General features: G+C 70.1%; 18 protein-coding genes and 1 pseudogene. 5 read left to right on the top strand and 14 right to left on the bottom strand.

What is annotated here, in order from left to right:
• Positions 1-312 precede the first annotated feature (312 nt).
• Positions 313-2367, top strand: a complete 2055-nt coding sequence (locus ASG29_RS03775) for a TonB-dependent receptor (RefSeq protein ID WP_055980266.1) — start codon at positions 313-315, stop codon at positions 2365-2367.
• Between the two features lie 7 nt (positions 2368-2374).
• On the opposite strand, the gene ASG29_RS03770 is transcribed toward ASG29_RS03775, so the two are convergent.
• The 4 genes from ASG29_RS03770 to ASG29_RS03755 all read right to left on the bottom strand — a co-directional run bounded on the left by ASG29_RS03770 (position 2375) and on the right by ASG29_RS03755 (position 5992).
• Positions 2375-3034, bottom strand: coding sequence for a hypothetical protein (locus ASG29_RS03770; RefSeq protein WP_055980264.1), 660 nt, complete (start codon positions 3032-3034; stop codon positions 2375-2377).
• Positions 3035-3117: 83 nt separating this feature from the next.
• Positions 3118-3426 (bottom strand): hypothetical protein, encoded by a 309-nt coding sequence (locus tag ASG29_RS03765; protein ID WP_055980261.1) that lies wholly within the window; start codon positions 3424-3426, stop codon positions 3118-3120.
• A gap of 129 nt (positions 3427-3555) precedes the next feature.
• Positions 3556-4173 (bottom strand): hypothetical protein, encoded by a 618-nt coding sequence (locus tag ASG29_RS03760; RefSeq protein WP_055980258.1) that lies wholly within the window; start codon positions 4171-4173, stop codon positions 3556-3558.
• 1 nt (position 4174) lies between these two features.
• On the bottom strand, positions 4175-5992 hold the full coding sequence (locus ASG29_RS03755; RefSeq protein WP_055980255.1) for a DUF885 domain-containing protein: 1818 nt from the start codon (positions 5990-5992) through the stop codon (positions 4175-4177).
• Positions 5993-6321: 329 nt separating this feature from the next.
• Between ASG29_RS03755 and ASG29_RS03750 the strand changes: the two genes are divergently transcribed.
• A complete protein-coding gene (locus ASG29_RS03750; RefSeq protein WP_055980252.1) occupies positions 6322-9153 on the top strand; it encodes a TonB-dependent receptor in 2832 nt (943 codons plus the stop codon).
• A 47-nt stretch (positions 9154-9200) separates the two neighbouring features.
• On the opposite strand, the gene ASG29_RS03745 is transcribed toward ASG29_RS03750, so the two are convergent.
• The 8 genes and pseudogenes from ASG29_RS03745 to ASG29_RS03710 form a co-directional block, all read right to left on the bottom strand.
• Positions 9201-10808 carry a phytoene desaturase family protein gene (locus ASG29_RS03745; RefSeq protein WP_055980249.1) on the bottom strand — a complete coding sequence of 536 codons (1608 nt, stop codon included), beginning with the start codon at positions 10806-10808 and terminating at the stop codon, positions 9201-9203.
• Between the two features lie 18 nt (positions 10809-10826).
• Complete coding sequence (locus ASG29_RS03740; protein WP_055980247.1) at positions 10827-12212, bottom strand: M20/M25/M40 family metallo-hydrolase; 1386 nt, start codon at positions 12210-12212, stop codon at positions 10827-10829.
• Positions 12213-12277: 65 nt separating this feature from the next.
• A pseudogene (locus tag ASG29_RS03735) lies at positions 12278-13300 on the bottom strand (family 43 glycosylhydrolase); the annotation flags it as partial.
• Positions 13297-14331 carry an arabinan endo-1,5-alpha-L-arabinosidase gene (locus ASG29_RS03730; RefSeq protein WP_055980241.1) on the bottom strand — a complete coding sequence of 345 codons (1035 nt, stop codon included), beginning with the start codon at positions 14329-14331 and terminating at the stop codon, positions 13297-13299. The pseudogene ASG29_RS03735 and the gene ASG29_RS03730, both read right to left, overlap by 4 nt.
• Entirely contained in the window at positions 14328-15866 is a 1539-nt protein-coding gene (locus ASG29_RS03725; RefSeq protein WP_055980238.1) for an alpha-N-arabinofuranosidase, read from the bottom strand. The genes ASG29_RS03730 and ASG29_RS03725 overlap by 4 nt, the downstream gene beginning before the upstream one ends.
• Positions 15866-16852 (bottom strand): AraD1 family protein, encoded by a 987-nt coding sequence (gene araD1, locus ASG29_RS03720; RefSeq protein ID WP_055980235.1) that lies wholly within the window; start codon positions 16850-16852, stop codon positions 15866-15868. Before araD1 ends, ASG29_RS03725 begins: the two co-directional genes overlap by 1 nt.
• Positions 16853-16960: 108 nt before the next feature.
• Entirely contained in the window at positions 16961-17902 is a 942-nt protein-coding gene (locus ASG29_RS03715; RefSeq protein WP_055980232.1) for a Gfo/Idh/MocA family protein, read from the bottom strand.
• Positions 17899-18639 carry a FadR/GntR family transcriptional regulator gene (locus ASG29_RS03710; protein ID WP_055980229.1) on the bottom strand — a complete coding sequence of 247 codons (741 nt, stop codon included), beginning with the start codon at positions 18637-18639 and terminating at the stop codon, positions 17899-17901. The genes ASG29_RS03715 and ASG29_RS03710 overlap by 4 nt, the downstream gene beginning before the upstream one ends.
• A gap of 143 nt (positions 18640-18782) precedes the next feature.
• Between ASG29_RS03710 and ASG29_RS03705 the strand changes: the two genes are divergently transcribed.
• The 3 genes from ASG29_RS03705 to ASG29_RS03695 are packed head-to-tail and all read left to right on the top strand — an operon-like array spanning position 18783 to position 21204.
• Positions 18783-19652 carry a 2-dehydro-3-deoxygalactonokinase gene (locus tag ASG29_RS03705; RefSeq protein ID WP_055980826.1) on the top strand — a complete coding sequence of 290 codons (870 nt, stop codon included), beginning with the start codon at positions 18783-18785 and terminating at the stop codon, positions 19650-19652.
• Positions 19649-20269 (top strand): 2-dehydro-3-deoxy-6-phosphogalactonate aldolase, encoded by a 621-nt coding sequence (locus ASG29_RS03700; protein WP_055980226.1) that lies wholly within the window; start codon positions 19649-19651, stop codon positions 20267-20269. Before ASG29_RS03705 ends, ASG29_RS03700 begins: the two co-directional genes overlap by 4 nt.
• Entirely contained in the window at positions 20257-21204 is a 948-nt protein-coding gene (locus tag ASG29_RS03695; RefSeq protein ID WP_055980223.1) for a family 43 glycosylhydrolase, read from the top strand. Before ASG29_RS03700 ends, ASG29_RS03695 begins: the two co-directional genes overlap by 13 nt.
• A 91-nt stretch (positions 21205-21295) precedes the next feature.
• On the opposite strand, the gene ASG29_RS03690 is transcribed toward ASG29_RS03695, so the two are convergent.
• Together ASG29_RS03690 and ASG29_RS03685 are read right to left on the bottom strand one after the other, a co-directional pair.
• Positions 21296-22450, bottom strand: a complete 1155-nt coding sequence (locus tag ASG29_RS03690) for a cellulase family glycosylhydrolase (protein WP_156457851.1) — start codon at positions 22448-22450, stop codon at positions 21296-21298.
• Between the two features lie 17 nt (positions 22451-22467).
• Positions 22468-23601 (bottom strand): aldose epimerase family protein, encoded by a 1134-nt coding sequence (locus tag ASG29_RS03685; RefSeq protein ID WP_055980217.1) that lies wholly within the window; start codon positions 23599-23601, stop codon positions 22468-22470.
• Positions 23602-23652: the final 51 nt, after the last annotated feature.

Here is a 23652-nt window from a genome sequence, read left to right as displayed (position 1 = left end):
AAAGTGTAACGCAGACCGCCGCTCCCTTCATCGAAGCAGCGACGTCAGGCCGGCCGGTAGTTAGCCCTTCCGTCAGCCCGGTGCGCGACACTCCGTGTGCTCCGCGCCTCCGCGTGAACCCAAACTTCTTTGCGTCTTCGCGGCTTCGCGCGAACACCCTGCACCGGTAAATCGAATGTCGATCTGGTCTAGCGCGGGCGCCCCTGCGATGGCCGGGGAGACGGGCGTCGCCTCCCCGATTGCCGGACGCGGCGTAACCCGGCATGGCGGCAGGCGGCCTTCCGTGCCCGTGATGCCCTTCGAGGAACGCCGATGATCCGACGCCTGCTGTCCGTCCTGCCGCTGCTGGGGATCGCGCATCCCGCGCTCGCGCAGGACGGCGACCTGGTCGTCGTCGGCCGCGGGCTGGCGCAGCGTCCCGGCGACCGGGCGTTCGACGTCGTCACGATCGACGCCGACCGGATCGCGGAAAGCGCCAGCAACCGGCTCGACGGCGTGCTCGCCGACGTCGCCGGCCTGCAACAGTTCCGGCGCCTCGATTCGCGGTCCGCCAATCCCACCAGCCAGGGGATTTCCCTGCGCGGGATCAGCGGCAATGCGTCCAGCCGCGCGCTGCTGCTGCTGGACGGCGTGCCGCAGGCGGATCCGTTCGGTGGCTGGGTCGCCTTTCCCGCCTATGCCACCGACCGCATCGGCCTGATCCGCGTCACCCGCGGCGGGGGCAGCGGCTATTTCGGTGCGGGCGCGCTGGCGGGAACGGTGGAGGTCGAGAGCGCGACGCCCACCGCGGCCGCACCGCTGGCGGGGCGCGTCGCCTACGGCAGCCGGGCGTCGATCGATGCGCAGGCATCCGCCGCCCTGGTCCGCGGCGCTGGGTTCGCGACCGTGTCCGCCGCCTATGCGAAGGGCGACGGCTTCGTCCCCGTCGTGGCCGACAGCCGCGGGCCGGCGGATCGCCCCTCGCCCTACGAACAGGTGTCGGGCGCGGTCCGGGCGGTCGTCGCCGTCGCGGCCGATACCGAGCTTCAGGCCAATGTCGCCGCCTTCACCGACCGGCGGGAACGCGGCACCGCCTTCTCCCGCAACCGCAGCGACGGCGCCGACGCCAGCGTTCGCGTCGTCGGGCGCGGACGATGGGGCTATTCCGCGCTCGCCTATGTCCAGGCGCGATCCTTCGCCTCCTCGATCGCGGCGGTGAACGCGGCGCGTACCGTCGCCACCCGGACGCTGGACCAGTACAACACCCCCGCCGACGGCACCGGTGCGCGGCTGGAGATCGTGCCCCCGGTGGGCGCGGGGCGCGACCTGCGCATCGGCGCGGACCTGCGCACCGCGACGGGGCGGACGCAGGAATTGTACACCTATGTCGACGCGCGGCCCACGCGCCGCCGCGTGGCGGGGGGCAGCAGCCGCAGCGTCGGCGCCTTCGTGGACGGCAGCGCGGACATCGGCGCGCTGACGCTGACGCTGGGCGGGCGCATCGATCGCTGGCGGATCGGCGACGGGTCCCTGCGGGAGACGACGATCGCGACCGGCGGGACGCTGACCGACACGCGCTTCGCCGATCGCACCGGGACCGAATGGACCGGCCGGGCGGGCGCCGCCTGGACACCGGTCGCGCCGCTGACGCTGCGCGCGGCGGGGTATCGCGGCTGGCGGTTGCCGACGCTGAACGAATTGTACCGCCCGTTCCGCGCCGGCGCGGACGCGACCGCCGCCAATGCCGCGCTGGCGCCGGAGCGGCTGGTCGGGATCGACGGCGGCGTGGTGATCGCGCCCGCGACGGGCGTGTCGATCGCGGCGACGCTGTTCTGGAACCGGCTGGACGACGCCATCGCGAACGTGACCGAGGGGCGCGGACCCGCGATCTTCCCCGGCGTCGGCTTCGTCGCGGCGGGCGGGACCTATCGCATCCGTCGCAACCTGGACGCCATCCGGTCGCGCGGGGTGGAGGTGGACGCGCGCGCGGCACTGGGCCGCGCCTATGTCCAGGGATCGTGGAGCCACGTCGATCCGCGCGTCGAGGCATCGGGGATCGCCGCGCCGCTCGACGGCCTGCGCCCCGCGCAGACGCCGACCGACATGGTGTCCGCGACGGTCGGCTGGCGCCGCGACGGCGTCGCCGCCTCCGCCACCGTGCGCCACGTCGCGCGACAGTTCGAGGACGACCAGAACACGCGCACCCTCGCGCCCGCGACCACCGCCGACGCCTATCTCGCGCTGCCGCTGGCCCGCGGGATCGCGGTGGAGGCGCGGGCGGAGAATCTGTTCGACGCGCGGGTCGAGGCGGGCATCGCGGGCACCGGCATCGTCGAGCGCGCGACGCCGCGGACGGTGTGGATCGGCGTGCGGCTGGGCGGCGGCTAGCGGCGCGTCATGCGGGCGACGCCGCGACGCGCAGCCGCGGAAAGACGTCCTCGATCGGCAGCGTGTCGGGCAGGATGTACACATACCCGCCCTTCCGGCGGAACGCGGGGCGCAGGACCTTCGCATCGAACGCGCGCGGTACGTTGATGCAGCCGAAGGTGATGCGATTGTCCTGCGCCGTCGGCGACAGCATCCGCTCGCGCCGCCGCTCCTTGCGCGCGGCATCGGCCGGGATCGCGTGGATCGCGACCGACGTCGCATAGTCGACCCACAGGATCCGCTCCTTCCCGAACGCCAGCCCGAACTTCGCCAGGAACCGGCCCGCGGGCGTCGTCTTCTCCGCCGGGCCGATCTCCGCCAGCTTCTTGCTGCCCACGCCCGGGCTCGCCTCGTCCCCCGGCGCGATGCCGATCAGGACCGGGACTTGCGCCACCGGCCGCCCCCCGGCGTCGAACAGGTGGAGGGTGGCATCGACCTTGTCGACGATGGCGTAGGGCAGGCCGTGATTGTCCCCGGACGACGCCACCCATGCCGCCACGCGCGCCGCAGCCTGCGACGGCACCGGCGCGGGCGCCTCGTCGCGGGAAACCGGGCGCGGGTCCGATCCGGCGGCGGCGGCCGGCAGGATCAGGAGCGCCCCGGCCAACATGCGCAAAACAAGGGTCATCGTCGCATCGTCACCCTAAAAGCACATCGGCCGCCCCCGGGCAGGGGGCGACCGATGGAAACACCTATCGTCGCGGATCGCGATCAGTGGCGCGGCCGCTTCGGGCGCGCTTCCTGCGCCTGCAACCGCTGCTCCACGCCGTCGACGCGTCCGTTCAGCTGGTCGACGCGCTGCCCCTGGTTCTGCAACTGGCCCGACGCGGCCTGCGCCTCCGCCAGCGCCGACTTGGCGGTGGCGTCGGTCTGCTGGAGCCGCGTTTCCAGCGAATCGACACGCTGGCTGACCGGCGCGATCTGTTCGCGGACGTAGGATTTGGTGGCGCAACCGGAAAGCACGATACCCCCCGCGAGCAGGACGGCGGCGGGGGCGAGCTTGGACGCAAACAGAGTCATCGCGGTTCTTTCGATCGTTAACCAACTGCAACAACCAAGCCGGATCGGCGGCGTTCCAACAATCCGCATTCCGTCCGGATGTGCCGCTTCTCGGCCCAGCCGAGCCGGATAAGGCCATGAGCGTCCGCGCTATTTGCCCGACTCGCGGCGGGCGTTGGCGGCGAACGGGTCCTTCGGGATGCGGTCGTCGCGCCGTGCCGCGGGCATCGCGCGCAACGCCGCGACGCAGGCGCGCAACCGCGCCACCGCCGCGCCGCTGCCGTCGAGCGGGAGCCGCTCCACGGGCACGTCCCCGCGCGCGATGGCCAGCGTGGGGGACGCCGCGAAATAGGACGGGAACGTCGCCTCGAACCCGGTGACGAACCCCTGCTTCCCGTCCGACACGATCCCGACCGCCGCCTGCCCGACATAGCCGCCGCGCGACAGCCGGAACGTCAGCTTCAGCTTTTCGCGCGGCGCGATCGACCAATTCTCGTTCAGGACCGACAGGCGGTTGGCGCCGTCGATGTCGAGCCCGAGGAGCAGCGTCGTCGCACCGGGACGGTCGTAGGTGCGCGTGACGAAACACCCCTTCGCGTCCTCGCTCGCCGCCACGGTCCAGCCGCCGACGTCGCGCGGGGCGGGCCGGTCGCGCGCGGCGAGCGGCGCTTCCGCATGGCATCCCATGGCGCCCGCGACGATCATGCCCGCACGCATCACGCGGCGGCGCATGCCGGCGGGGACCGGCGTGGTGACGGTCCGGGCCATCCTAGCCGCGCCTTGCCGTGATATATGCGTCGACCTGCTCTTGCAGGACATCGAGCGGCAGCGCCCCCTGGCCCAGCACCGCCTCGTGGAAATCGCGGATATCGAATTTCGGCCCCAGCTCGCGCTCCGCCTTCGCGCGCAGTTCCGCTATCTTCAACTGGCCGACCATGTAGCTGGTCGCCTGCCCCGGCCAGTTGAAATAGCGGTCGACCTCGCGCGCGATGTCCTTGTCGGAGACCGAGCTGTTCGCCTTGAAATAGGCGATCGACCGGTCGCGGGTCCACCGCTTCGAATGGATTCCCGTATCCAGCACCAGCCTGATCGCGCGCCACACCTGCAACGACAGCATCCCGAACCGGTCGTAGGGGGTCTTGTAGACGCCCATCTCGTTCGCCAGCCGCTCCGAATACAGGCCCCAGCCTTCCATGTACGCGCCGTATCCGCCGTACTTGCGGAACTTGGGCAGGCCGGTCAGTTCCTGCTGCCGCGCGATCTGGAAATGGTGGCCGGGGGCGCCCTCGTGCGCGGCGATCCCGGCGACCTGCACCTTCTGCGTCGCGTTCATGTCGACCAGGTTGACGTAATAGATGCCCGGTCGCGAACCGTCGGCGGAGGGCGGGTTGTAGAAGGCGGTCGACGCCGTCCCCTCGCGCCACTTCTCCACCGCGCGCACCTCCAGCGGCGCCTTGGGCAGCACGCGGAAATAGCGCGGGGCGGCGGTCATGACGGACGCGATGACGCCGCGCGCGTCGCGCAGATACTCCTCGCGACCCGCCGCGGTGTTCGGATATTTCAGCGCGGGATCGCTGCGCACCTTGTCGAAGAATTGCTCCAGCGTGCCGGTGAAGCCGACCTCGCGCTTGATCGCCTCCATCTCCTGCCGGATCGCGGCGACCTGTCGCAGGCCCGTTTCGTGGATCTGGTCGGCGGTCAGCGTCGTGGTCGTCGCATTCTTCAGCTGGTTGGCATAGAAGGCCGCGCCGTCGGGCAGGCGCCATGCGCCGTAATTGCCCGTCGACTTCGGCTCGATCTCGTCCAATGCGGCGAACAGCATGTCGTAGCCGCGCCGGAAGGGCCCGGTCAGCGCCGCGGTCGCCTCCGCGATCAGCGCCTGCTTGGTGGCGGCGGGTGCGTCGAGCGCGGTCACCTTCTTGCGAAAATCGGCCAGCAGCGTCGAATCCTCCCCCGGCCCGAACGGCGCACCGGTGACGACCGCCCGGGCGTCGGCGCGGGCGGGGGCGAAGTTCACCTTGTTGGGCACGATCCCTTCGGCGGCCTGCCGCCGCATCGTCGCGGCGACCTCGCGCATCACGCGCTCGGTTTCGCGCAGCCGGGCGATATAGGCGCGCGCGTCGGCGACGGTGTCGACCTTGTGATTGTTGATGAGCAGGACCGGGATCGCCCCCGCCGGGCTTCCATTGGTCGACACGGGGAAGCGCAGCTTGCGGAACGGCAGCGAGCGGCGGCTGCGATCGACCTCATACTCGAACAGGCGGAAGCTGACGCGCGCGCTCGTGCCCAGCTGTTCGGGCCGGAAACGCGCGCGCATGTCCGCCAGTTGCCGTTCGGCCAGCGCCTGTTCGCGCACCGCGGCGGCGTCGGTATAATCGTCCAGCCGCCCGTAATCGGTCTTCAGCCCCAGTTGAGTCTGCGATTCCGGGCTGAGCGCCAGTTGCGCGTCATAGGCGCGGTCGAGGAACGACAGCAGCGCGGCATCCTGCGTCGCTTCGCCGTCCGGCGCGCAGCGCGCGGCGACGGGCGCGCTCGCCTGGATCAACGGCACGAGCGGCAATGCCATGAGGGCAAGGACGAGACGCATGAAAAATCTCCTGTTCACACGGCCTTCTCGCCTGCCCGCGCGCGCGGCGCAATCGCCGTCGCGCGTCGGGAAGGGTCACGCCCCCGACGCGTCCGCGCCGACCGCCGCCCTTTTTCGATCTTCCGACACGACCGGCGCGGCGATCGCGTTCATCGTTGGCCGATATGGTTGACGGCCCGGTCACCGGGCCGCGGCCCCGCTCGAAACCGTGGTACGGTTGCCACACCCGCGGAATTCCTTCCGTCGGTGGGTTGCGCTCGGCAGTTTCCCTGCCGTAGTCGAACCCCAGGTATGGCGCCCGTTGAGCGCCGACCCTTGGGAGATTGAGGATGAGGAAGACGTTGCTCCTGGCCGCCACCGGAATTGCGGCCATGGCGCTTTCCACTGCCGCCGCGGCGCAGGATGCCGCCGCCCCGACCGCACCGTCGCCCGCCAGCGCGGTCGATCAGGCCGCGGTCGACGGGCAGGACGATACCGCCGACGCCGCGTCCTCCGACATCGTCGTCACCGCGCAGGGTCGCTCGCAGGTGCTGGCCGACGTGCCGGTCGCGATCTCCGCCGTCAATGCCGAGACGTTGCAGAATTCGGGCGCGAACGACATCCGCCAGCTGAACCAGGTCGCGCCGTCGCTGCTGGTCACCTCCACCGGATCGGAAGCCAACGGATCGCCCCGCATCCGCGGCATCGGCACCGTCGGCGACAACCCCGGCCTCGAAAGCTCGGTCGTCGTCCTGATCGACGGCGTCTATCGTTCGCGCGCGGGCATCGGCCTCAACGAACTGGGCGAGATCGACCGCGTCGAGGTGCTGCGCGGGCCGCAGGGCACGCTGGGCGGCCGCAATTCGTCCGCGGGCCTGCTGTCGATCATCAGCAAGAAGCCCAGCTTCACCTTCGGCGCCAATGGCGAGGTGACGTACGGCAACTACGACTTCTGGCGCCTCGCGGGCGGCGTGACCGGCCCGATCGGTGAGAACCTCGCCTTCCGCGTGGACGGCGTGTACGTGAAGCGCGACGGTTTCTACGACGACGCCGCGAACGACACGACGATCAACGACCGCGACCGCTTCTTCGGCCGTGCGCAATTGCTGTTCGAACCCACCGACGCGATCAGCTTCCGCCTGATCGGCGACTATACGAAGCGCGACGAAAGCTGCTGCGCCGCCACCTACGTCAGCCGGACGATGAACGAGGCGATCGGCAACCTCACGAACCCGGTGGGTTCGGTGAACGCGGGCGTCGCGAACGGGGCCAACGGCAACAACATCATCAACGTCCTGCGCGACCTCGGGCAGAACCTCGGCGCGTTCAACCAGAATTACAGCCGCAACGTCTCCGTCACGCCGGGCCGCACCTATGGCGGCAAGATGGAGGATTGGGGCGTGTCGGGGCAGCTCGACTGGGACTTCGGCGGCGTGAAGCTGACGTCGATCACCGCCTATCGCGACTATTACAATACCCAGGCCGGCGACGTCGACTACGGCACCGTCGACATCCTGTACAATGCGGACGACGGCAACAACCGTCGCCAGTTCCGCACCTTCACGCAGGAACTGCGGCTGAACGGGACCGCGTTCGACGACAAGCTCGACTGGCTCGTCGGCGGCTTCTACATGGACGAGAAGTTCCGCGGTAAGAGCAACCTTCGCTTCGGCAGCCAGTACGGCCGCTTCGCGACGTGCCGCCTCGTGTCCGGTGGTGGTCTCGCCGCGCTCTACTCTCCGGCAAACGCAGGCTGCGTCGCCAGCCAGGCGGCATTCGCCGGTGCCTTCGGTGCCGCCGGCGCGCCGATCCTCGCCTCGCTGCTGCGTCTCGACGGGATCAACGATCGTGGCTCGACCGTCGATCGCTACAACCAGAACGCCACGAGCTTCGCGGCATTCACGCACAACATCATCCACGTCACCGACACGTTCGACGTGACGCTGGGCCTGCGCTACACGAAGGAGAACAAGAAGTTCTCCTCGACCTTCGGCAACGACAACGTCGCCTGCGGTCAGAACCAGGCCGCGCTGACGCCGTTCCTCGCGACCCCGGCGCTTCAGGCGGTGGCAGCCGGAATCATCGGCCTGTCGTGTCAGGGCAATTCGACCGCCGAGCTCAACGGCGTGAGCATCTCCGACGAGCGTGACGAGGACCAGTTCACCGGCACCGCCATCGCCTCGTGGAAGCCGATCGACGACCTGCTCGTCTACGGCAGCTACTCGCGCGGCTACAAGGCCGGCGGCTTCAACTTCGACCGGTCGGCGCTGAAGGCACCGACTCTGCCCTTCGCCAACTTCGGCGGCGGCAACGCGCAGGCCGGCGCGCAGGCGCTGGTCGGGCAGTTGCAGTTCGATGCGGAGACGGTGAACGCCTTCGAAGTCGGCTTCAAATACGCCACCGGGCCGTTCAGCCTGTCGGCGGCGGCCTTCCGTCAGGACTTCAGCAACTTCCAGCTGAACACCTTCGACGGCACCGTGTTCATCGTCGAGAACGTTAACGGCTGCTCGTCCAGCCTGGGCGGCGGCGACCGCGACCAGAACAAGTTCGCCACGGCGCCCAATTTCAACGCCGGCGCGGTGACGTCGGGCGCCTGTCCGCGCGACGACGTCGGTTACGGCGTGCGGTCGCAGGGCGTCGAACTGGAAGCGACATTGGTCCCGATCCGCGACTTCCGCGTGACGGCCGGCATGACCTACGCCGACACCAAGTTCCGCGACCAGCTGGTGGGCCGCGCCAGCGGCGCGGCGCTGAACCAGGCACTGCGCAAGCTGCCGGGGCAGCAGCTGTCGCTTGCCGCCCCGATCACGGTGACGGGATCGATGGTGTTCACGCCGGACATCGGCAGCAGCGGCCTGTCGGCGCTGTTCTACGTCGATACGCGCATGACCGGCGACTACAACACGGGGTCGGACCTGTTCCCGCAAAAGTCGCAGGACGGGTTCGCACTGGTCAACGCGCGCATCGGCATTCGCGGGCCGAGCCAGCGCTGGGCGGTCGAGCTGTGGGCGCAGAACGTCTTCAACCAGGATTACGCGCAGGTGGCGTTCAACTCGCCGTTCCAAGAAGGCGCCGTGTCGGGCGCGTTCCAGGATCCGCAATATCCGGGCGGTCGCCAGATCTTCTCGAACTTCCTGGCCGAACCGCGCACCTACGGCGTCACGCTGCGCGGACGCTTCTGACCTGACGAGCGGGACGGCGGGCGACCGGATCATCGGTCGCCCGCCGCCTACCGCAGCAGCCGTCCCAGCAGGCTCCGGTCGCGCAGGATAGCGTGGGCGGCATTGTGGCCCGGCGCTCCCGTCACCCCGCCGCCGGGGTGCGTGCCCGATCCGCACATGTACAATCCCGCCACCGGGCCGCGGTAATCGCCATGCCCCAGGACGGGCCGCGCGGACCACAATTGGTCCAGGCTCATCCGCCCGTGGAAGATGTCGCCCCCGACCAGCCCGAACGTGCGCTCCAGGTCCAGCGGGGAATTGATCTGGCGCGCGATCACGCTGCCTTTGAAATTGGGGGCGTGGTCGGTGACGGTATCGATGATGAGGTCCGCCACCTCCTCCCGCACGTCGTCCCACGATCGCCCGTCGGGCAGCTCGGGTGCGAACTGCTGGCAGAACAGGCTGGCGATATGCCGTCCCGGCGGCGCGAGCGTGTCGTCGACCGTCGTCGGCAGCTTCATCTCCACGATCGGCCTGCGCGACCAGCCGCGCGCCTTCGCATCGGCGAACGCCGCGTCCATATAGTCCAGGCCCGGTGCGATCACGATCCCCGCGGTATGATGCTCCGCACGCTCCTTCCCCGGCAGGACGGTGAAGTCGGGCAGCTCGCTCAGCGCCACGTTCATCCGGAACGTGCCCGACCCGGTGCGGAACCCCGCCATCCGCCGGCGGAAGTCGGCGGGCTGGTCGGACGCGTCCACCATCTGGCGATACAGCAACGCCGGGCCGACGTTGGCGGCGACGATCCCCGCCGCGATCTCCTCCCCGCTTTCCAGCCGCACGCCCGCCGCCCGGCCGCCGTCCACCAGCACCTTCGCGACCGGTGCTTCCAGCGATATCTCCACGCCCGCGTCGATGCACGCCGCGGCCATCGCCTGCGTGATCGCGCCCATGCCCCCGACCGAATGGCCCCAGGCGCCGAACTTGCCGTTCACTTCCCCGAACACGTGGTGCAGCAGGACATAGGCGCTGCCCGGCGTCGACACGCCCGCGTAATTGCCCACCACCGCGTCGAAGGCGAAGGCGCTCTTGACGTGATCGTCCTCGAACCAGCCGTCGAGGAACTCGCGCGCCGATTTCGTGAACACCTCCACCAGGTCGCGTTGCGCCTCCAGCCCCATCGTCGCCAGCGGCCGACCCTGTGCCACCCCCGACAGCAACGCCCGGATACCGCCGCCGGCGTTGGGCGGCGCCTTCAACGCCAGGTCGCGCAGCACCTGCGCCACGCGCTCCAGCGCGGCGTCGTAGGCGGGATAGGCGTCGGCATCCTTCCGGCTGAAGCGTGCGAACTGCGCCTGCGTCCGCGCGCGTCCGCCGCCCAGCGTCAGGTATGTGTCGGGAAAGGGCAGGAAGTTGCTGATCGTCCGTTCGACGATGCGGAAACCGCGGTCGTGCAGCCTCATGTCCGCGATCACCTTCGGCCGCAGCAGGCTGACGGTGTAGCTGGCGGTGGAATTGCGGAAGCCGGGATGGAATTCCTCGGTCACCGCGGCGCCGCCGACGACGTGCCGCCGTTCGAGGACGCGTACCTTCAGCCCGGCACGCGCGAGGTAGAAGGCGCAGACGAGGCCGTTATGCCCGCCGCCGACGACGAGCGCGTCGTATCGTGCCGTCACCGCCCCGCCCCGCCCGGTTCAGCGCGAAAGATCGGCGAACAGCGAGCGGTAGTAGACGATCGCGGGCGCGATACTGGCGATCGGCGTCCGCTCGTTCAGGCCGTGGCTGAAATTGTCCGAATCCTTGATGAACATCGGGCTGGCGCCGTAGCTGGGGACGTTCCTGTACCGGAACCACATGCTGTCGCTCGCGCCCGCGGACATGCTGGGGAACAGCGGGACGCCGGGATAGGCCTTTCCCATCGCCCTGGTCGCGGCGGCGACGAAATCGGGGCGCAGCGGCGACGCGTCGTTGGCGACCGATCCTTCGGTCACGTCGCGGACCGTCACCGCCGGGTCGCCCGCGACGCGCGCCAGCGTCGCCATCACGTCCGCGGGCTTCACGCCCGGGAAGATGCGGCAATTGACGTTCGCGGTCGCACGTTGCGGCAAGGCGTTGGTCGCATGGCCCGCATCGAACATCGTGGCGACGCACGTCGTGCCGATCTGCCCGACATAGGCCGGATCGGCGGCGAGCGTCTCGATCGCGGTCGCATCGGTCGGATCGGCCGCGAAGGCGCGCATCGCGGCGGCGATGGACCCGGTCTTGTGCTTCGCCGCCTCGACGAAGAAGGTGCGCGTGACGGGGCTGATCTGCGGCGGAAAGCGATAGTCGCCGATCCGCACCATCGCGGCGGACAATTGGTTGATCGCATTCGCCCGGCGCGGCTCGGACGAATGGCCGCCGGGGTTGGTGACGGTCAGTTCGAAGTCGGCATAGGTCTTCTCCGCCCCCTGGAAGGTCGCGAACTCCGGCGTGCCGCCTTCGCTCAACCGCCCGCCGCCGCCGTCGATGTTGACGACCATCTCCGCGTTCTTCAGCTGCTCCGCGATCAGCGCGCTGGTCTTCATGCGCGTTTCCTCGTCGCCCGAAAATTCCAGCACGATGTCGCGCCGCGGGCGATAGCCCTCGCGCTTCATCGCGGTCAGCGTGGCGATGACGATCGCGGCGTCCAGCTTCATGTCGGTCGCGCCGCGGCCGTAGAGATAGCCCTTCTCCACCACCGCGGTGAACGGATCGCGCTGCCAGTCGGCGGGCTTCGCCTCCACCACGTCGATATGGCCGGAAATCACCAGCGGCTTGGCCGTCGCGTCGGTCCCGGGCCAGCGCGCGATCAGGTAGGCGGTGTCGTCGACCGGCGTGACCGTCACGTCGCGGTCCGCGAACCCGCCCGCGACGAGGACCGATTTCAGATACGCGGCCAGCTGCGGGGTCTGGTTGCCCGGCCCCGCGACGCTGCGGAAAGCGATCGCGCGCTTCGCGATGTCCAGCGCGCGCGCCTGCGTGTCGGCCGCCTGCGCGGCCGCCGGCCCCGCGACGGCGAGCATCGCGGTGGCGGCCAGCGCCGTGTTCAACATCTTCATCACCCGACGACCCCGTTCGTTGCCGCGCCAGCGTAGTCCGCGGCGGTTCGAACTCAAGCGGTTCCGATGGGGCCGTTCGCCGCGGGCGCGCCGAAGTCGGGCGTGCCGTCGGCGCGATAGCGGAAATGTTGCACGCGGGTGTGGCGGTTGGGATCGAACAGCGGGTCGCCGTCGATCTTCTCGTAATCGCGCGCGTGATAGACCAGCAGGTCGCGGCCGCGCTCGTCGACGGTGAAGCTGTTGTGCCCCGGACCGTAGATCGCATGCGCGGTGGAGGTGGCGAAGACCGGCACCGGCGACTTCGTCCAGGCCGCCGGGTCCATCACGTCCGCGTCGTCGCGCGCGGTCAGCATCCCCATGCAATAGCGCGCATCGGTCGCGCTGGCGGAATAGGTCATGAACAACCGCCCGTTGCGCGCCAGGATCGCCGGCGCCTCCGCGACCTTGAACCCCCGCACTTCCCACGGCAGCGTCGGCACGGTCAGGCGGGTCGGCTTCGCCGCCAGCGTCAACGGGGTCGCCAGCGGCGCGATGTAGAGGTTGGAATTCGTGTCGATCCCCGGCTCGCGCTGCGCCCAGGCGAGGTAGCGCGTGCCGCGGTGGACGAAGCTGGTGGAATCGAGGTTGAACGTATCCCACGGCGTGCGAAGCTGGCCCAGCACCGACCATTTTCCCGTCATCGGATCCGGGCCGTCGCACACGACCGCATGGGTGCGGATCCGGAACACATCCTCCCCGCCGCCGCTGGGGCCGGCGGCGAAATACATGATCCAGCGGCCGTCGATCAGGTGCAGTTCGGGCGCCCAGATGAAGCCCGACAAGGGCCCCGTCGACAGGTGCCGCCACAGCACCTTTTCCGGCGCGGTCGACAGTCCCGCGATCGTGCGCGACCGGCGCAGGACGAGGCGATCGTATTCGGGCACCGACCCGGTCATGTAATACCAGCCGTCGCCATGACGGAACACCTGTGCGTCCGCGCGCCGGCGGACCAGCGGATTGCGCGGCGCGGCGGCTCCCTTCCCGATGGCGGGCGCGGCGACGATGGCGGCGGCACCGGCCAGGAACAGGCGGCGGGACGGATCGGTCATGGCGTGATCTCCTGCGGCACGACGCGCGGCCAGCCGTCCGCCCCCCAGCGCAGCGTCGCGAGGCGCAGCACCGGCGCCCCGTTCCGCTGCCGGTCGTAGGCGTGGTAGACGATCCGGTCGGTGCCGTCGGTATCGCGATAATGGCCCGCATGGCCGGGACCGCGGAAGCGCTGCTTTTCCTGAAGGTCGGCGCGCAGCAGGATGGTGCCGCCGCCCGCCAGCATCGAACTGCCGTCGCGGCCCAGATACGGCCCCTCGACCGATTTCGCGCGCGCAATGACGGTGTAGTAGGTGCTGTTCACGCCCTTGCAGCAATAATCGTAGGACGCGATCAGCCAGTAATGGCCACCGTGCGCGAAGATGTACGGCGCCTCCACGATCGACGGCGCACCGCTGGGCACCGGGCGGCGCGCGATCGCGCGCGGCTTCTCGCCTGGGCGCAGCGGCTTCCCCGTGGCGGGGTCCAGCGCGAACAGCTTCAGCCCGGTCCAGAAACTGCCCAGCGACAGCCACTGCCGCCCCTGCGCGTCGGCGACGAAGGCGGGATCGATGGCGTTGAAATCGTCCCGCGGCGTCGACATCACCACCATCCCCTCGTCGCGCCAGCCGTAGCCGGGCGCGCCGGGGTCGAGCGTCGCGCTGGTCGCCAAGCCGATCGCGGAACGGTTGGAGCCGAAGGTCGAGACCGAATAATACAATCGGTAGCGCCCGTTCACGAAGGAGATGTCCGGCGCCCAGATGTTCGTGGCGCCCGGGATCGCCTTTGTCGCCCAGGCCGGAAGTGCGGCGAAGGGCGCGGCGCCCTTCTTCCAGGTGACGCCGTCGGACGAGACGCGATGCGCGATCACCCCCTGCGGCCCCTCGCCCAGCCCGGTCGAGAAGACGTGCCACACGCCCCGCTCGCGGATCAGCACGGGGTCGTGGACCGGGGTGACGTCGCCCCTGACGCCGTCGTCGGCAGGCGCAGGCGCGGCGGTCTGCGCCCCCGCCCCCGCCGCCAGCAGAAGCAGCGCGAGCACCGCCGCCCTCATCGCAGTTCCAGCATGACGATCGACTTCGCGGGCAACGTCACCGTCACGACTCCCGCCTCGACCCGAGCGCCCGCGAACGGTCGCGGCGCGACCGCGTCCGGCGCGTCGAAGGTGTTCAGCGCGGTCATCGTCCCCGCCGTCAGCACCTGCCCCGTCACCGTCGCCGCGGTCACGCCCGGCACCGTCGCGACGACGGTATCGGCGCGGTTGGGATCGAGGTTGGCGAGCGCGATGCGCACCACCCCGTCCTTGCCCCGCACCGCCGACGCGCTGACGCCCGGCATCGTCCACTTGTCCTTGTTGTACCACGGCGCCTTGATCTCGATCGGCAGGACCGTGGCGTCCATGTACGGCTTGTACATCATGAACACGTGATACGTCGGGGTCAGCACCATCTTCGCGCCGTCGGTCAGGATCATCGCCTGCAACACGTTCACCATCTGCGCGATCGCGGACAGCTTCACGCGGTCGGCGTGCTTGGCGAACACGTTCAGGTGGATCGCCGCGACCATCGCGTCGCGCAACGTGTTCTGCTGCCGCAGGAAGCCGGGGTTCGTGCCCGGATCGCCCGCGAACCACGTGCCCCATTCGTCCACCGCCAGGAAGATGCGCTTGGCCGGATCGTATTTGTCCATGATCGCGCTGTGCTTCGTGACCAGGTCGTCGATCCGCCACGCCTCCGACAGCGTCTCCGCCCACCCCGCCTCGTCGAACACGGTGGCGGACGCCTTGGGGGGCCAGCCGCCGGGGATGGTGTAATAATGCAGCGACAGCGCATCGATCTGGCCTGCGGCCTCGCGGATCATCGTTTCGGTCCAGCGATAATCCTCGACGTTGGCGCCCGCCGCGATCTTCAGGATGCGCGTGCCCGCCGGTGCCTTGACGAACGTGGCGTAGCGGCGGGTCAGGTCGGCGGCATATTCCGCGCGCATGTTGCCGCCGCAGCCCCACAATTCGTTGCCGACGCCGAAATAGGGCACCTTCCAGGGCGCCTTGCGCCCGTTGCGCGCGCGCTCGTCCGCCAGGCTACCCGACGGCGCGGTCATGTATTCGACCCACTCCGCCATTTCCTGCGGGGTGCCGTTCCCGACATTGCCCGCGATATAAGCTTCCGCGCCGATCTGTTCGGCCAGGTCGAAGAATTCGTGTGTGCCGACGGTGTTGGGTTCGGTCACGCCGCCCCAGTGGGTGTTGATCTTCACCGGCCGCCTGCCGCGCGGGCCGACGCCTTCGCGCCAGTGATATTCGTCCGCGAAACATCCGCCGGGCCAGCGGATGACGGGAACGCCCAGCCGCTTCAGCGCGCCGACCACGTCGGTGCGGAATCCGCGGGTGTTGGGGATGCGCGACTTCTCGCCCACCCACAGCCCTTCGTAGATGCCGTGGCCCAGATGCTCGGCGAATTGCGTGAAGATGCGCCGGTCGTAGGTCGCGCCCGGCGTATCGCCGCGCACCGTCATCTCGGTGCGGGTCGGCTCCTGTGCCGCGGCGGGGATCGCCGCGAACGACAAAGCGGCGGCGAGGAAGCGCCGCATCACAGCGGTCGCACCGCGACGGAGGCGTCGGCGGCGCGCGCCAGCGGGTTGCGCAGCGGCAGCGCGAAGGGGGCCGCCGCGATCTCGAACACGTCGCCGACCTGCGTCCGCACGCCGTCCGCGAACGACAGCGTCGCGGTGCCGAAGAAATGGACGTGGACGTCGCCCGGTCGCCGGAACTGCGCGTATTTGAAGTGATGCCGTTCCAGATTGTGCAGGCTGTGCGACATATTGGCTTCTCCCGACAGGAACGGCTTCTCCCATATGCACGCGCCGTCGCGCAGGATGCGGCTGCTCCCCTCGACATGCGCGGGCGCGTCGCCGGTCAGCAGCTCGGCCCCGATCGCGGCCTGCCGCAGCTTGGAATGCGCCAGCCACAGGTAATTGTGCCGTTCGGTCACATGGTCGCTGAATTCGTTGGCGAGGCACAGGCCGAGGCGGAACGGCGTCCCGTCGGGACCGATCAGATACACGCCCGCCAGCTCGGGCTCCTCGCCCCCGTCCTGCGCGAAGGCGGGCATGGTCAGCGGCGCGCCCGGCGCGACCATCGCGTCGCCGTCGCCCTTGTAGAACCATTCCGGCTGCTGCCCCGTCTCCCCCGGACCGGGCTTCCCGCCCGCCACGCCTTCCAGGAACATCCGCATCGAATCGGTCTGCGCCTCCGCGGCGGCGGCGTGCATCTTGTCGCGCCCCTCGGCGGAGCCCAGGTGGGTCAGGCCGGTGCCCGTCATGGCCAGATGCGCGGGATCGACATGATCGATCGGCGCCAGCAGGCGCCCCGCGTCCAGTTCCGCCGCCAGGTCGACCGCATCGCCGCGCGGCGTCGCGGCGACGACGGCCGCGATATCGCGGTCGTCGGCGATGGCCCGCATCGCGAGGTCGTAGGTCCGCTCGACCCCCGTCACGATCCACGCATCGTCGCCCTCGGCGGCGATCACCGACCGCGCGCCCGATGCGTCGCGCCGTTGCAGCAGGCGTAGCGCCATATTCCCTCCCCTCGTGCGTGGCCGATGCGGCCCGCCCTTACATTCGACCTATTTGTCTGATATATCAGCCACATTGTCGAGGGGAAATTTCGCCGATCGCCGGGCCTGTCAGCCCGTCCAGTCGAACGCGTCGACGACGGTCCGCCGCCCGAGGAGGAAGGCGTCCGCGACCAGGCGGAACGGGGCCAGATCGGCGTCGACCTCCCCCCGCGCGACCAGGTCGGCGAAGCGATCGTACAATCGCCCGTATTCGGTGCCCGCGGGCACCGCGACATCGGCGCCGTCGATCGTCAGGCGCGCGCCGCCGTCGTGCAGGATCGCGCGGCCCGCGTCGGTTTCGACCGTGATCGTCCACGTCTGCGGCCCGCGCTGGTCGAACGAGAAGTCCGCGGTGACCGCATCCGCCGCGCTGCTGGCCAGCGACAGTTCCGCCGCGATCGGCGCGGCGCGATTTGCGGGGAAATGCAGCGTCGCGGCGTGGACGGTGACGGGATCGGGCAGCAGCCGCGTCAGGATCGACAGCGCGTTGATGCCCGGATCGAACACGCCGATACCCGGTTCCCAGATCCATTCCTGCCCCGGATGCCAGACGCGTACGTCCTCCATCCATGCGATCGCGACACGGCGGATCGCGCGTCCGGCCAGCCAGCGGCGCAGCGGCTCCACCCCCGCCGCCTCGCGCGAATGCCAGGTCAGGTACAGCGCCCTGCCCGCCTCGCGCGCCATGCGGGCGAACCCTTCCGCCTCGCTGATCGTCGCGGCGGGCGGCTTTTCCACCATCACGTGCAGGCCCAGGTCCAGCGCCTCGCGTATCAGCGCGGTGCGTCCGATCGGGGGCGTGCAGATCGAGATCGCGGCCAGCTCGGGCACCGCGCGCTTCAGGTCCGCGATGCTGCCCGCCGTGGGGACGCCCAGGTCGTCGGCATGCTGCGATACCGCGCCCGCCAGGCGGATGCGCGGATCGGCGGCGATGGTCGGCAGATGCTGGTCGCGGGCGATCTTGCCCACCCCGACGAGGGCGATCGCGATGGGATCGACGGACGGGGTCACCGCGCCTCTCCCTGCTCGGCGCCCTTTTCCTCGAATCGTTCGATCAGGACCAGGACCTTCTCGATCAGCGACGCCATCCGCACGCGCGCGGTGTCGGCGTCGCGCGCGATGATCGCGTCATGCACGGCGGCATGGTCGTCGATGCTGGCGGACCGGCCCGACAGGCGGTTGGTGAAGCGGATCGACGTGCGCAATGCGGTCGCGACGACGTCCCGGAATTGCGAGAAGAACGGATTGTTCGACGCGCGCAGGATCGCGACATGGAACGCGATGTCCGCGTCCAGCGCATCGTCGTCGCCGCGATCGGCCGAACGCATCCGCTCCATCCCCGCGGTGATCGCCGCCTGTTGCGCCTCCGTCGCGCTCGCCGCCGCCAGCGCCGCCGCGGCGGGCTCCACCGCGATCCGCAATTCGCTGAACCGGCGCAGCAGGACCAGGCTGGACTTGCGTTCCAGCAGCCAGCGCAGCACGTCGGTGTCGAACAGGTTCCACGCCTCGTCCGGACGGACGAACGTGCCCTGCTTCGGGCGGGCGCCCAGCAACCCCTTCGCCCCCAGCATCTTCACCGCCTCGCGCGTCACGGAACGGCTGACGCCGTGCTGCTTCACGATATCGGCCTCGGTCGGGAAGGGCCGGTCGCGATACTCGCCGATGACGATCGCGCGGCCCAGCACCTCCTGCAAGCCGAAGGTCAGGTTGCGCCCCAGTTCGCCGCGGACGAGCGGATCGTCAGCCATCGATTCCGCCGTCCCGCATCGCGCCCCTCCCACGGCAGACCCGCCGTTTCGGGTGAACATACAGATCGTCCCGCCCTCGACAAGTGCGATCGATCATATAAACAGCCAGCGTCGCCGGGATGGACGATGGCGGGAGGAACAGCATGGGGACCCAGGCCTTCGTCGCGGTCGATTGGGGAACGACCAATCGCCGCGCGTTCCTGATCGAGGACGGCGTCGTGCGCCGGACCGCACGCGATGCGATCGGGATCCGCGCCGTGCCGGACGGCGACTTCGCCGCGGCGGCGCATCGGTTGCGCGACGCGATGGGCGGCGCGCCGATGCTGCTGGCCGGGATGGTGGGATCGAACCGCGGCTGGGTCGACGCCGGCTACGTCCCCTGCCCCGCCACGCTGGCCGGACTGGCGGCGTCCGTCGTCGCCGTCGCCGACGGTATCGGCATCGTGCCGGGCGTCAGCATCGTCGCCGGCGCGCGCGGCGACGTGATGCGGGGCGAGGAGGTGCAAGTGCTGGGCGCGGTCGCCGCCGGCCTCGCGCCCCCCGACGCGCTGCTGTGCCAGCCGGGCACGCATTGCAAATGGGCGCGGGTCGCGGGGGGCGTGCTGGTCGATTTCGCGACCGCGATGACGGGCGAATTGTTCGCGCTGCTGCGCGACCATGCGCTGATCGGCGCGGCGATGACCGGCGCGGTGGCGCCCGGCGCGGCGTTCGACGACGGCGTCGCGCGCTCGGCCGACGGCGACCTGACCACCGCATTGTTCGGCGTCCGTCCCGCCAGCCTGCTCGGCCTGCGCGACGACGCGGATGCCGCCGCCTATGTCAGCGGGCTGCTGATCGGGGCGGATTGCCGCGCGCATGTCGCGGCGGGCGCGACCGTCCACCTGCTCGCCGACCCCGCGCTGGGCGCGCTGTACGCCGCGGCGCTCGCCGCGATCGGCGCGACCGCGACGGTGATCGACAGCAACGCCGCCTTCGTCGCGGGGATCGTCCGCATCCGGGAGCTCATGCCATGACCGATTTCGCCGCCGCCTTCGCCCGCCTGCCTCTGGTCGCGATCCTGCGCGGCGTGACGCCCGACGCGGTCGTCGATGTCGGTGCCGCGCTGGTCGACGCGGGCTTCACCCTGATCGAGGTGCCGCTCAATTCGCCCGATCCGTTCGACAGCGTCGCGCGACTGGCGCAGGCGTTCGGGGATCGTGCGATGATCGGCGCGGGCACGGTATTGCGTGTCGAGGACGTGCGCCGCGTCGCGGATGCGGGCGGGCGGATGGTGATCTCGCCCAACACCGACCTGGACGTGATCGGCGCGACCGTCGCCGCGGGCATGACCGCGCTCCCCGGCTATTTCACCCCGTCGGAGGCTTTCGCCGCGCTGAAGGCGGGGGCGAGCGCGCTGAAGCTGTTCCCGGCGGAGGCGGCGAGCCCGACCGTCCTGAAGGCGCAGCGCGCGGTGCTGCCGAAGGACGCGCCCGTGCTGGTCGTCGGCGGCGTGGCGCCCGATACGATGGCGCCGTGGCGCGCGGCGGGGGCGGACGGCTTCGGCCTGGGCGGCGCGCTCTACCGGCCGGGGGCGAGCGCGGCGGACGTCGGCGTCGCCGCCCGCGCGTTCGTGGCGGCATGGCGCGGATGATCGCGATCGCGGCGGCGCTGGCGGCGGCGACGGTCGCCCCCGCACCCGGCGGGCCGCTGCTGCCGTCCGGCCCAGATCCGTGGGTGATCCACCACGGCGGCTGGTTCTATTACATGGGCACGCAGGGCGACCGGCTGTCGATCCGGCGTACGCGCGACCTCGCGCGCCTGGCGACGGCACCCGAAACGACGGTGTGGCGCCCGCCTGCGCGCGGCCCCAACAGCGGCGCGATCTGGGCGCCCGAACTCCATCGCATCGATGGCCGCTGGTTCCTGTACTATACCGCGGTCGACAAGGCGCAGGACGACGATGCGCACCGCGCGGTGTTCGTGCTGGAGAATACGGGCGACGATCCGCTGGCCGGGCGCTGGATCGACCGCGGGCGCGTGAACACCGCGCGGGCGGGGATCGACGGCACCACCTTCGTCGTGCGGGGCACGCGCTATTTCGCCTATTCGCCCTATGTCGGCGCGGACAGCGTCATCGCGATCGCGCGCATGGCGAATCCGTGGACGCTGGCGGGCGCGGAAACGATCGTCGCCCGCCCCGACCACGCATGGGAACGGCAGGGCGGGCGACAGATACTGGAAGGCCCGGCGTTCCTGCGGGGGCCGAGGGGCGACCTGTTCCTGGCCTATTCGGGCAGCGCCTGCTGGTCCGACGGTTACGCCGTCGGCCTGCTTCGCGCCGGGGCGGGCAGCGATCCGCTGGACGCCGCCAGCTGGACGAAGGCGCCCCGCCCGGTGCTGGCGACGACGCCCGCGGCGCGATTGTTCGCGCCCGGCCACAACGGCTTCTACCGCGCGGGCGGCCGGACGTGGATCGTCTTCCACGCCAATCCCGCCGCGGACATGGGCTGCACCGGCAAACGCGCGCCGCACGTGCGCGAGGTGCGCTGGACGAAGGACGGGCGGCCGGTGATCGACCTGCGATAACCTACCGTACTCCCGCGGAAGCGGGAGCCCGGAGCCGCACAGCATACCGCCCGCAACCCTGGGCTCCCGCTTTCGCGGGATTACACGGAGGTTACCGCCGCCGCCGCGCCGCCGGCGCCGACGCATCGGGCACCACGCCCTTCGGCGCCGCGGCCAGCCGCCGGATCAGGTCCGTCTCCGCCGTGCGATACGGCGTGCCGTCGTTGCGGAACACCTCGTGGAACCAGATCGTCGGCTCGGCCAGGACATAGGGCTTCTGCCAGCTGTCCCACGGCAGCCGCGTCTGCGTCTTCCCGTCGACGAAGCCCCAGTTCATCATGCCCACGTTGTAGCGCTTGGCGATCGGCAGCGAGCCGTCGAAGGTCGATCCGTTCCCGCGCGCCATATATTCGGTGCAGATGATCGGGCGGCCGTAGGGGAGCAGCTGCCTCACCCGCGCCTCGAACGTCTCGGGCCAGCTGTAGTCGTGGAAGGTGACCACATCGGAACGGTTCAGCTGTAGTTTCTCCATCGCGGTCAGCTTGCCGCCGGTCGGGGTCCAGTCGTCGTGCCACCACACGCCGCTGGTCACCGGCTGCGTCGGGTCGGCGTCCAGCGCCCAGTCGAACACCTGCGCCAGCATCGCGCGGACCAGCGGCTCCTTCCCCTCCTGCCCCTTGTACTGGTCGGCGCCGTTGTCGGGCTCGTTCCACAGGTCCCAGCCAAGGACGCGGTCATCCTTCGCGAAGGCGCCGACGACGCCCTGCACATACGCCTTGTACGCCGGGTAGCGCGACCTGTCCCGCAGGCCCGGCAACCCCGGTCCCTGCACCCATCCCGAATTGTGGACGCCCGGGATCGGCGGATGCTGCGGCCCCGGCTTCGGGTCCGGATCCCAGCAACTGTCGAACAGGACGAACAGGGGCCGGATGCCATGGGCCTTGGCGATGGTCAGGAATTCGTCGATGCGGCGCTTGAATCCTTCCGGGTCCTGCGTCCACAACTGGTCGTGCAGGAACACGCGCATCGTGTTCATGCCGATGCCCTGCGCCAGCCCCAGTTCGTAGTCGATCCGCTTCGGATCCCACGTCTCGGCCTGCCACATCTCCAGCTGGTTGATGGCGGTGGCGGGGGCGTAATTGGCGCCGACCAGCCACGGCTGGCGATCGTACCACGCCTTCGCCTGCGCCTCGGTCCAGCGTCCCCGCGCCTCGGCGGCGGGTATCAGGGCGACGGCGGCGAGCAGGCCCGCGACGACGATCCTCATCGATCCTCTCCCCCGGGTCATCGTTGCACGAACAGGCGGTAGGTCATGACGTTGCGATACGTCTGCCCGGGGTCCAGCCGCGCGGACGGGAAGTCGCGCCGGTTCGGGGCATCCGGGAACAATTGCGGCTCGACCGCGATCGAATCGCCCATGCGATAGATCTGCCCCTTCTTGCCCGTGATGGTCCCGTCGAAGAAGTTGCCGGAATAGAATTGCAGCCCCGGCTGGTTGGACCACAATTCGAACCCGCGGCCCGACACCGGATCGACCGCGCGCACCATCAGGTGTTCGTCCGGCGTCACGCGATCGGTCACGATCCAGTTGTGGTCGTACCCGCGGCCGTAACCGATCTGGGGATCGCGGGCGTCGCGCACGCTGTCGCCGATCACGCGCGGCGTGCGGAAATCGAAGACGGTGCCCGCCACCGCCCTGCGCTCGCCCGTCGGGATAAGGGTCGCGTCGACGGGGGTGTAGCGCGTCGCCGGGATGGTCAGCACATGCCCCATCGCGCCGCGCGGCGAACCGACGCCGGCGAGGTTCCAATAGGCGTGGTTGGACAGGTTCACGATCGTCGGCCGGTCCGTCGTCGCCTTGTACTCGATCGTCAGGTGGTTGCGTTCGTCCAGCGAGTAGGTCGCGTCGGTGGTGACGGTGCCGGGATATCCCATGTCGCCGTCGGGGCTGACGTACCGCAGCGTGACGGACGCGACGGGGCCGCTCTTCACCGCGGTCACCTGCCACAGCACCTTGTCGAACCCCTTCGTCCCGCCGTGCAGCGTGTTGGGACCGTCATTGACGGGGGCGTTGTAGTTCCTGCCGTCCAGCGTGTAGCGCCCCCTCGCGATGCGATTGGCGAACCGGCCGACGGTCGCGCCGAAATATTCCGGTTTCGTCAGATATCCGTCCAGCGTGTCGTATCCCGACTGCACGTCCTCCCGCTTGCCGTCCCTGTCGGGCATCGTCAGCGACTGGATCGCCGCGCCCAGCGCGATGATCGTGGTGGACACGCCGCGCCCGTTGCTCAGCGTCACCGCGGGCACCGCGCGCCCGTCGGGCATCCGGCCGAAGGTGGATTGCTTCGCGGTGGCCGCGAGCGCGGGCGATGCGATCGCAGCGGCCAGCGCGGTGGCGATCAGGAATGCGGACTTCATATTCTCTCCCCTATCTTCTTTCGTTCCCGTCCGGCCGCCCCCGTCGTGGAA

Source organism: Sphingomonas sp. Leaf412 (assembly GCF_001425405.1).
GTDB lineage: Bacteria > Pseudomonadota > Alphaproteobacteria > Sphingomonadales > Sphingomonadaceae > Sphingomonas.
The sequence above is the reverse complement of the archived record's forward strand: the minus strand, read 5'-3'. Positions and strand labels throughout refer to the sequence as shown.